Annotated in this window: 10 protein-coding genes; 1 reads left to right on the plus strand and 9 read right to left on the minus strand. The window is 66.9% G+C overall.

The window, feature by feature from the left end; all coding sequences use genetic code 11:
• Nucleotides 1-3: 3 nt before the first annotated feature.
• The 9 genes from L630_RS0111525 to L630_RS22465 are packed head-to-tail and all read right to left on the minus strand — an operon-like array spanning nucleotide 4 to nucleotide 9,289.
• The gene (locus L630_RS0111525) at nucleotides 4-1,398 is read right to left on the minus strand and encodes an FAD-dependent oxidoreductase (protein WP_024848409.1); all 1,395 of its coding nucleotides are present in this window, start codon (nucleotides 1,396-1,398) and stop codon (nucleotides 4-6) included.
• A complete protein-coding gene (locus L630_RS0111530; RefSeq protein ID WP_024848410.1) occupies nucleotides 1,395-2,006 on the minus strand; it encodes an isochorismatase family cysteine hydrolase in 612 nt (203 codons plus the stop codon). Before L630_RS0111530 ends, L630_RS0111525 begins: the two co-directional genes overlap by 4 nt.
• The gene (locus tag L630_RS0111535; RefSeq protein WP_024848411.1) at nucleotides 2,003-4,057 is read right to left on the minus strand and encodes a hydantoinase/oxoprolinase family protein; all 2,055 of its coding nucleotides are present in this window, start codon (nucleotides 4,055-4,057) and stop codon (nucleotides 2,003-2,005) included. The genes L630_RS0111530 and L630_RS0111535 overlap by 4 nt, the downstream gene beginning before the upstream one ends.
• Nucleotides 4,057-5,754 carry a hydantoinase B/oxoprolinase family protein gene (locus L630_RS0111540; protein ID WP_024848412.1) on the minus strand — a complete coding sequence of 566 codons (1,698 nt, stop codon included), beginning with the start codon at nucleotides 5,752-5,754 and terminating at the stop codon, nucleotides 4,057-4,059. Before L630_RS0111540 ends, L630_RS0111535 begins: the two co-directional genes overlap by 1 nt.
• The gene (locus L630_RS0111545; protein WP_024848413.1) at nucleotides 5,751-6,626 is read right to left on the minus strand and encodes an isocitrate lyase/PEP mutase family protein; all 876 of its coding nucleotides are present in this window, start codon (nucleotides 6,624-6,626) and stop codon (nucleotides 5,751-5,753) included. Before L630_RS0111545 ends, L630_RS0111540 begins: the two co-directional genes overlap by 4 nt.
• On the minus strand, nucleotides 6,623-7,126 hold the full coding sequence (locus tag L630_RS0111550) for a 3-isopropylmalate dehydratase (RefSeq protein ID WP_024848414.1): 504 nt from the start codon (nucleotides 7,124-7,126) through the stop codon (nucleotides 6,623-6,625). Before L630_RS0111550 ends, L630_RS0111545 begins: the two co-directional genes overlap by 4 nt.
• A complete protein-coding gene (locus tag L630_RS0111555; RefSeq protein ID WP_198019543.1) occupies nucleotides 7,123-8,403 on the minus strand; it encodes a 3-isopropylmalate dehydratase large subunit in 1,281 nt (426 codons plus the stop codon). Before L630_RS0111555 ends, L630_RS0111550 begins: the two co-directional genes overlap by 4 nt.
• A gap of 2 nt (nucleotides 8,404-8,405) precedes the next feature.
• Entirely contained in the window at nucleotides 8,406-9,107 is a 702-nt protein-coding gene (locus tag L630_RS0111560) for an ABC transporter ATP-binding protein (RefSeq protein ID WP_024848416.1), read from the minus strand.
• A 14-nt stretch (nucleotides 9,108-9,121) separates the two neighbouring features.
• Nucleotides 9,122-9,289, minus strand: coding sequence for a hypothetical protein (locus L630_RS22465; RefSeq protein ID WP_245263713.1), 168 nt, complete (start codon nucleotides 9,287-9,289; stop codon nucleotides 9,122-9,124).
• Between the two features lie 66 nt (nucleotides 9,290-9,355).
• On the opposite strand from L630_RS22465, the gene L630_RS22470 reads away from it, so the two are divergent.
• A partial coding sequence (locus L630_RS22470; RefSeq protein WP_024848417.1) for a helix-turn-helix domain-containing protein occupies nucleotides 9,356-9,554 on the plus strand: 199 nt, incomplete at its 3' end.

The following is a 9,554-nucleotide window of genomic DNA, read 5'->3' on the forward strand; positions in this document are numbered from 1 at the left end:
GGGCTAGCGGCTAGTCCCTGCCGCCGCACCGGCCAGATAGCCAAGGGCGATGGCGGTGAGGAGGCCGTTGCCGGAGAGGTAGCCGGAGACGTCCGGGCCCGAGACGCCGCAGGCGGCACCGCCGGTGGCGAAGAGGTTGGGGAAGGGGAAAGCGTCGAGGTCGAGGACGCGGGCGGTTTCGTCGACGACGAGGCCACCTTGCGTGTGGAACAGCGCGCCGGTGACCTTCACCGCGTAGAAGGGAGCGACAAGGGCCGCTTTGGTGGTGAAGTCGCGGCCGAAGGGGTCGGCAGTCGCCCCGCATTGCATCTCGCCAACGGCAGAAAGGGCGGCTTCCAGCTTGTCGGGGTGGACCGAGATGGCAGAGGCCAGCGCGCGGGCGTCCGGCGCGGTGCGGATCGCGCCCGCCTCAAACGCTTCGCGATAATCCGGGAAGTTGAGCGCGAAGTCGTGGATACGCCGGTCGTAGACGTTCCAGGCAAAGCCGCCGGGCTGGGCGAGCACGTTCACCGCCTGCTCGGAATAGCCGCCATGCTCGTTGGAGAAGCGCTCGCCACTGGCGTTCACCTGAATGCCGCCCTCCATCATCACCGCCCAGGTGATGAGGATCTGCTGGGGAAAGGCGAGCGAACCGTGGCCCTGATAGCCGGAGAGGTGGCGCAGCTCCGCCCCCAGCTGCTCACCCCACAGCACCGCGTCGCCCCGGTTGCCGGCATGGCCGTGATAGACGGCATTCGCCATTTCCGGGATATGCTGCTTCACGAGGTCCGGATTGCCGCCATAGCCATTGCAGGCAAGCACCAGCGCCTTGCAGGCAAGGTGTTCCTCGCCGCCATCGGCGCGGGCAATCCGGCAGCCGACGATCTTTTTGTCGTCGGCGAACAGACCGGTCACATGCGCGCCCGTGGCGACCATGATGTCGGCGGCATCCGCCGCCGCGGCAAGCCGCTGCAGCAGCGCGGCACCCGTACGCTCAGGCACGGCATGCATGCGGTGGCGGCTGTGACCGGGGTAGAGAAAATCGTCGAGCACCAGCCATTCGAGGCCGTGGCTGTCGGCGAGCCATTCGAGCGCCGGGCCGATTGCCTTGCTCACCGTTGCCGCGAGCGCAGCATCGCCGGTTCCGTGGTTCTTGGCGGCGATGTCGGCGGCAAAAAGCTCCGGCGTGTCGTCAGCGATACCGATCGCGCGCTGGAAGCGCGTAGCGGGCGCCGGCACGAAGCCGGACGACATCGAGGTCGAGCCGGTCGGCTTTGCGTCACGCTCCAGCACCAGCACCTCGGCGCCGGTTTCAGCCGCGCGCAGGGCCGCGACCAGCCCGGCCGCACCCGCGCCGATGATGGCGACGTCGATCTCGACGTCGGCGCGCATCGCGGAAGCCGGCAGGATCTCGCTCATGCTGCAACCATTCCGATCGCGTCGGCGATGGTGACGACTTTGGTAATCGACGACAGGTCCTGCAGCGCCGCCTCATGCGTGCGGTGCGAGAAGGCGGCGCAGCCATCCTCCAGCACGAAGGTCCTGAAGTCGCGCACATGCGCGTCGCGCACGGTCGAGGCGACACCCCCATTGGTGACGATGCCGCAGACGAACAACGTCTCGATCCCCGCCTTCTTCAGCACGAATTCGAGCCGCGACTGGAAGAAGGCCGAATAGGCGACTTTTTCGACGTAGAAGTCGGCGGGTTGCAAAAGGTCTACCAGCTGGTGGCCCCAGGCGCCGGGCTGGAAGTCGCCCTTTTTGAGGAACGGCCGCAGCTCTTTCAGATGCGGCGAGATCAGCGGCTCGCCGCCGCGCCCCGGCACCAGCGTGAACTGGGTCGAGACGACATAGCCCCCCTTTGCCCTGAGGGCGTCAGCCAGCGGCTTCACCTTCTGCGGCAGCGCGGCAATCGCCTCCGCCGTCTGGCCGGCACGGCCATAGGCGCCCTTGGGGTCGAGAAAATCGTTCTGCAGGTCGACGATCAGCAGCGCGGTTTTCATGGGGTCGATGGCGGCGTGGCTCATGCGGCGCTCCGCGAGATGATGAGATTGCCGAAGGCATCGACGCGCCCCTCAAGGCCCGGATCGACGAAGATGGTGGTGTCTGCCTGTTCGAGGATTGCCGGGCCCTTCACCGTGGCGCCGACGCCGAGTTCGAGGCGGTCGTAAATTGGCGTGTCGTGCCACTTGCCGTCGGCAAAGACCTTTCGCGTGCCGGTCTGGCATTCGTCAGCGGTCTTGCTCGTGCCTGGCGCGAACGAGCTCATGTCGAACTGCGGCCGGCGGCCGACCACGGCCACGCGATAGTTCATCACGCGCATCGGGATGCCGTCGAGCAGGCGGCCAAAGGCTTCGAGATAGGCCGCGTTGAAGGCCGCGCGGATCGCGTCGGTGGTGAGGCCGCCCTCGCCGATCTCCAGCGGCACCGAGACCGTGTGCGTCTGGCCGAGATAGAGCATGTCGAGCTCGTAGATACGGTCGACGCGCTCGAAGGCGACGCCCGCCTGGTCGAGCAACGCCGCCGTCTCGCCGGCAACGCGCACCATCTCCTCGCCAAGCGAGGCGGCATCGATGCCATCGAGCAGGCGGTTGACCGTCTGCACGCGGTCGTGGCGCATGTCGGCGACCACGCAGCCGAGCGCCGAGGTTACGCCCGGGAAGCGCGGCACCAGCGCGGATTTGAGGCCGACTTCCTTGATGAGCGCGCCGGTGTGCAGCGCGCCGCCGCCGCCGAACGGCATGGCCGCGAAGGTTGCCGGATCATGGCCGCGCTCGATGGAGACGAGGCGAATGGCGCCCGCCATCTTGGCGTTGGCGATCTTGAGAATGGCTTCCGCCGCATCCTCGACGCTGAGGCCGAGCGGGTCGGCGATATGCCTTGCGACAGCCGCGCGCGCTGCCTCGACATCGAGGCGCGCGAGCTTGCCGCCGATCGGGCGCTCTGCGTTGATGCGGCCAAGCACGACATTGGCGTCGGTGACGGTCGGGCGGTCATTGCCGAGGCCGTAGCACACGGGGCCCGGATCGGAGCCGGCGGATTCGGGTCCGACCTGCAGGATGCCGCCATTGTCGATGCGGGCGATCGAGCCGCCGCCCGCGCCGATGGTGGAGATCTCGATCATCGGCGTGCGCACGACGAGGCCGAAGTCGATCGCCGTCTGCGCGGCGAGCGCGCTTTCGCCGTTCGCCACCAGCGAGACGTCGAACGAGGTGCCGCCCATGTCGCAGGTGATGATGTTGGGAAAGCCGGCGGCCTTGGCGATCGCCTGGCCAGCCATCACGCCGGCGGCAGGGCCGGAGAGCGCGGTGCGGACCGGGAAGCGCTTGGCGGTGTCGATCGACATGACGCCGCCATTCGACTGCACGATGAGGATATCGCCCGCAAAGCCGCGCTCCTTCAGCGTCTTTTCGAGCCGGTCGAGATAGGAGGAGACGACGGGCTGCAGATAGGCGTTGAGGGCCGCGGTCGAAAGCCGTTCGAACTCGCGGATTTCCGGCACGATCTCGGTTGCGGCAGTGACATAGCCATTCGGCCAGACGGCGCGCACCGTCTCGACCGCGCGGCGCTCGTTGGCGTCGTTGGCGTAGCCGTTGACGAAGAAGACGCAGACGGACTCGCAGCCGGCCGCCAGCAGCTGCTCGGCCTGGACGCGTACCTCATCGTCATTGACGGCAACGCGCACCGTGCCGTCGGCCAGCACGCGCTCATCGACCTCCAGCCGGTGCTCGCGGCTGATGACGGGCGTGTACTGGCCCCACAGGCCCCAGGTCGTCGGGCGGTCGCGCCGGCGCATCTCGATCACGTCGCGAAAACCCTTCGTCGTGATGATGCCGGTACGCGAGCCCTTGCGCTCGAGCAGCGCGTTGGTGCCGACCGTGGTGCCGTGCACGACGGTGGCGATTTCGGAAAAGTCGGGGACGATGCGGGCGATGCCCTCGGCAAAGCCCTTCGACTGGTCGCCGCGGGTGGAGGGGATCTTGGTCGTCTGAACCTTACGGTCGATCTGGTCGTAGACGAAGATGTCGGTGAACGTTCCGCCGACATCCACGCCGATCACATAGCGCTTCGCAGCCATCACGCGGCATCCTTGCTGCTGGTCTTGACGGGGTGGTTGTAGGTCTCGGCCGCGGCCTCGGGCGTGACGAAGCCGAGCGCGACGTCGCGTTCGATCAGCGCCGGATCGCGCTCATCGACGTTGCCATAGCCGCCGCCACCGGGGGTTTCGAGCCGCACGCGCTGGCCGCGCTTCAGCTTGATTCCGACCATTTTCGACGCCATCGGCGGGCTGTGTTCGCCATCGTCCTGCTGGTAGGTGAAGCGGTTGAGGACGGCATCCTTGCCGCCGGCGACGCCCTTGGGCGCGAAGCGGCCGCGCTCGCCGAACAGGAAGACGTCCGCTTCCTCTTCCAGAAGCTCGATCTCGTAGATCGCGCCAAGGCCGCCACGGTGGCGTCCCGCGCCGCCGCTGTCAGGCCGCAGCGCCCACTGCGTGAACATGACCGGGTAGGCGGCCTCGAGGATTTCCAGCGGCGGGATGGTCGCGGTCGAGATCGGAGCGTTGCCGTGATTGAGGCCGTCGCCCTCCGGATGCCCGCCATGGCCGCCGCCGAAGAAGGAGAACATCACCCAGCGCTTGCGGTCCGGACCGCGATAGCCGGCCAGCGACAGCGCGTTGATGGTCCCGTACGCGCAGCCATTGGCGCGCTCGGGCGCGATCTTGGCGATCGCCTGGAAGACGACGTCGATCAGGCGCAGGATCGTTTCGGTATAGCCGCCCACCGGCTTCGGCGCGGTGACGGAGAGAAGACTGTCCTCAGGGATGATGAACTCGACCGGTTCGAGCACGCCGGCATTGGCCGGCACGTCGCCGAAGACGTGTTTCAGCGCGACGTAGCAGGAGGCGATGGTCGTCGCCCGCGAAATGTTGACCGGACCGGCGCAGGCGGGCGAGGAGCGCGAAAAGTCCATCACCATGCGCCCGTTCTCGATGGTGAGGTCGAGCGCGATGGTGAGCGGCTGGTCGACCACGCCGTCATTGTCGAGATAATCCTCCGCCGAGACGGTGCCCTTGGGCAGCCGCTCGATCTCGGCGCGCATCAGCATCGCCGCGCGGTCCTTGAGCTCGCCAAGCGCAGCCGCGACCGTCTCGTCGCCATAGTCGGCGAGCAGCTCGTTCATGCGCTTGACGCCAAGGTCAAGCGCGTTGATCTGGCCGTTGAGGTCGCCGAACAGCGAGTTCGGCAGGCGCGAGTTGGCGGAGAGAATGTCGATGACGTCCTGGCGCAGCTCGCCCCGGTCGAACAGCTTCACCGGCGGGATCAGCATGCCTTCCTGGAAGGACTCGGTCGCGACCGGGTTGTAGTTGCCGGGGACGTTGCCGCCGACGTCGTGCCAGTGGCCGACAGAGACAAGGTAGCAGAACACCTTGCCGTCGCGGAACAGCGGCCGCACGAGGCGGAAGTCGGAAAGATGCGTGCCGCCGACATACGGATCGTTGAAGATCCAGACGTCGCCGTCCTTAGGCCCGCCGGACTTTGCAGCCTTCTCGATCACTGCCTTCACGGCAAAGGCCATCACGCCGACGAAGATCGGCAGGCCGGACTTGCCCTGCACCAGCGTGTCGCCGGTGACCGCGTCGTAGATGCCATGCGATGCGTCATGCGCCTCGGCGATGATCGGGTTGAAGGCGGAGCGGAACAGGGTCGCGTCCATCTCGTCGGCTATCTGTTCCAGACGGCCCTTGAGAATGGCGAGGAGGACGGGATCGATCATCGAGAGAACCTCTTCTCGTCGTAAGCGCTGCCGGTCTCAAGCAGCTCATTGGTGCCGACGATCTGGTTGATGCCGGCGAAGTCGAACATCTGGTTGCTGAAGGCCTGGTTGGAACCGGTCCGAAGCAGGCTTTCGAAATAGGCGCGGCTGGTATGGGCCACCGCGCGGGTGAGGCCGCCCGGGAAGATCACCAGCGAGTAGCCGATCTTTTCGAGGTCGCGCGCGTTCATCGGCGGGGTCTTGCCGCCCTCGACCATGTTGGCCATCAGCGGAACGGTCTTGCCCAGCGCGGCAACGATCTGTTCCATCTCCTCGACCGTGCGCGGCGCCTCGACGAACAGCATGTCCGCGCCAGCCTCGGCATAGGCGGCAGCGCGGTCGAGCGCGGCTTCAAAACCTTCGACGGCAATCGCGTCGGTGCGGGCGATGATGACGAAGTCGCCGCTGGCGCGGGCGTCGGTGGCGGCCTTGATCTTGCCGATCATCTCGCCGGTCGAAACCAGGTTCTTGCCGTTGAGATGGCCGCAGCGCTTCGGCATCGTCTGGTCTTCGAGCTGGATCGCGGCAGCGCCCATCCGCTCGAAGGTGCGCACGGTGCGCTGGACGTTGAGCGCGTTGCCGAAGCCGGTGTCGCCGTCGACGATCAGCGGCAGCGTGACCCGGTCGCAGATCGCCGCGATGGTGTCGGCGACTTCCGTTGCGGTGACGAGCCCGATGTCGGGACGGCCGAAGCGGGTGTAGGCGAGCGATGCGCCGGACAGGTAGATGGCTTCCGCGCCCGCCTGAGAGGCGATCAGCGCCGACAGGCCGTCATAGACGCCCGGTGCGACGACGATCTCCCCGTTGCCGAGGCGCGCTTTGAGGCGCGTCATTGTTTTTCTCCGTCATTGGCGCGTTGCCGCGCAAAACGCTTTTCGAGATGCGGCACGAGGCCGCCATCGGCGAGCATGGCGAGCAGGAAGTCGGGCAGGGGCTCGAGCTCGATCGGCCCCGCCTCGGTGATGAGCCGGCTGTTGGCCATGTCGAGCTCCACTGCGTCGCCCGGCTTCACCCGGTCGAGCTCCGCCCCGCCGACGAGGACCGGCAGGCCTAGATTGATCGCGTTGCGGTAGAAGATGCCCGCATAGGAGCGGGCAACGACGCCGGCGAGGCCAAGATGCTTCAGCGCCTGCGCCGCCTGTTCGCGTGAGGAGCCCATGCCGAAATTCTTGCCGGCGATGAGGACGTCGCCGGGCTTCACCTGCGAGGCGAAATCCGGATCGACGGTCTCGAGGCAGTGCGCCGCGATCTGCTCGATGCCGCCGCTCATGTACTGGCCGGGGGCGAGCGCATCGGTGTCGATGTCGTCGCCGTAGACGAATGCCTTGCTCATGCGCCGGCTCCAATCTCGCGCGGGTCGGCAATGCGCCCGGCAATCGCGGATGCGGCCACCGTGTAGGGCGAGCCGAGATAGACCTTTGACGACTTCGCGCCCATGCGGCCGCGGAAGTTGCGGGCGGTGGTGGAGATGCAGGTGACGTCTTCGCCAAGGCGCGCCGAGCCGTAGCCGGCGCAAATCCCGCAGGCGTTGGGCAGCACCTTCGCGCCCGCATCCTCCAGCACCTTCATGATGCCGTCGCGCGCGGCGCGCTCCTGGTCGCGCTTCGAGGAGGGGGCGACCAGCAGCTCGACGCCGGGCGCGAGCCTGCGGCCGCGGATGATCTCGGCGGCTGCCTTGAGATCGACATACTTCGCGCCGGTGCAGGCACCGATATACGCGACGTCGATACGCGTCGGCTCATAGTCGGTAACCGGCGCGGCATTGGCCGGCGAGTGCGGCGCCGCCACCTGCGGCGCCAGCTCATCGGCATTGAAGAAGTGGGTTTCGGCAACCGGCGCATCCGGATCGCCCTGCCAGTCGGCAGGATCGGGCAGGTCGGTCGCGCCGTGCTCGGCAAGCCAGTCGATCGTCGTCTTGTCGGGCGCGATCAGGCCGGCCTGCGCGCCGAGTTCCGCCGCCATGTTGGAGAGCGTCATCCGCTCCTGCATGGAAAGCGCCCGCACCGTCTCGCCGGCATATTCGATCGCCTGGTAGCGTCCGCCGTCCATGCCCAACCTGCCGCACATGGCGAGCACCATGTCCTTCGCCATCAGGTGCGCGCCGAGCTTGCCCGTCCATTCGATGCGGATGGTTTCCGGCACGCGCAGCCAGATCTCGCCGGTCGCGAGCACTCCGGCCATTTCGGTTGCGCCGACGCCGAACATGTAGGCGCCGAACGCGCCGCCGGTGGGCGAATGGCTGTCGCCGCCGACCACCAGCATGCCGGGTTTCAAGTGCCCGCGCTCGGGCAGGACGACGTGGCAGATGCCTTCGCCGTCATAGAAGGCGACCTTTTTCTCCTTCGCCCACTCGCGGGTGAGCGCGAGGATCGCCGCGCCTTCCTCGGTGTCGCCCGGCACGTAGTGGTCGGAGATCAGCACCACCTTGTCGCGGTCGAACAGGCCGACGCCGAGGCGCTTCAGGATCGGCTCCACGCGGCGCGGGCCGCCGGAATCGTGGATCATCGCGAGATCGACCTTCGTGGTCACAACCTCGCCGGGCGCGACGGACGCGCGCCCCGCCGCTTTGGCGATGATCTTTTCTGCAAGGGTCATGGGGGGCATGGGCATTCTCAAATCCCCAGATAGCTGCGTTGCAGGTCGGGGTTGGTCATCAACTCGGCGGCCGGGCCGGACAGGCTGATGGTGCCGTTTTCGAGCACGTAGCCGGTCGTCGCGATCTCCAGCGACTGGGCAACGTTCTGCTCGACGAGCAGGATCGTCAGGCCTTCCTCGTTGAGCCGCCGGATGAGGTTGAACATTTCCTCGACCAGCAGCGGCGAGAGGCCGAGCGAAGGCTCGTCGAGGATCAGAAGCTCAGGCTCGGCCATCATGCCGCGGCCAATCGCCAGCATCTGCTGCTCGCCACCGGAGAGAGTCCCAGCCTTCTGCTCGAAGCGCTCCTTGAGACGCGGGAAGATGGAAACGACCTTGTCGATGTTGGCCTCGCGGCGAGAACCAGCGCGGCGGTAGGCGCCAAGGATCAGGTTTTCCTTCACCGTGAGGTTCGGGAAGATCAGCCGGCCCTCCGGCACCAGCGAGAGCCCCGCATCGACCATGTGAACGGCATCGCACCCGGTCACGTCGGCGCCATTGAACTTCACCGTACCTGCCCACGGCCTGATGAGGCCGGACAGCACGGCGTTGAAGGTCGTCTTGCCGACGCCGTTGGAGCCGAGCAGGGCGACGATGTCGCCGCGCCGGATGGTGAGGTCGATGCCGCGCAGCACCTCGACCGCGCCGTAGCCCGCGCGCAGGCCTTTCACCTCGATGATGGTGTCGCGCTCGGTCACGATGCGGCCTCCGTCTGCTGGCTCTTGAGGCGCGCGGCCATGCCCGGCCCCAGATACGCCTCGATGACGGTCTGGTTGCTGGCGACGTCGCGCGGGACGCCCTCGGCGATCATCCGTTGTTGATTTCCGCCGAGAACTGACCCGGGATTGGGCGGTTTTTCCATTGAGAAGTGACCCATGTTTGAACCCACCCCTGCTGGTTGATCGCAGGGGATTTTGGAGTGATAGACATGGCGTTACTGAGCGTTATCCGACGCTGGCATCTGCGGGATGGACATTCGATCCGGGAGATTGCACGGCGCACGGGACTGTCGCGGAACACGATCCGCAAATACCTGCGATCCGACGAGGTGGAGCCCCGCTTCCAGGTGCCGGATCGGCCGAGCAAGCTTGATGCCTATGCCGAGCGGCTGTCGGCCTGGCTGAGGA

Origin of the sequence: Aminobacter sp. J41, from assembly GCF_000526635.1 — a bacterium.
Lineage (GTDB): Bacteria > Pseudomonadota > Alphaproteobacteria > Rhizobiales > Rhizobiaceae > Aerobium.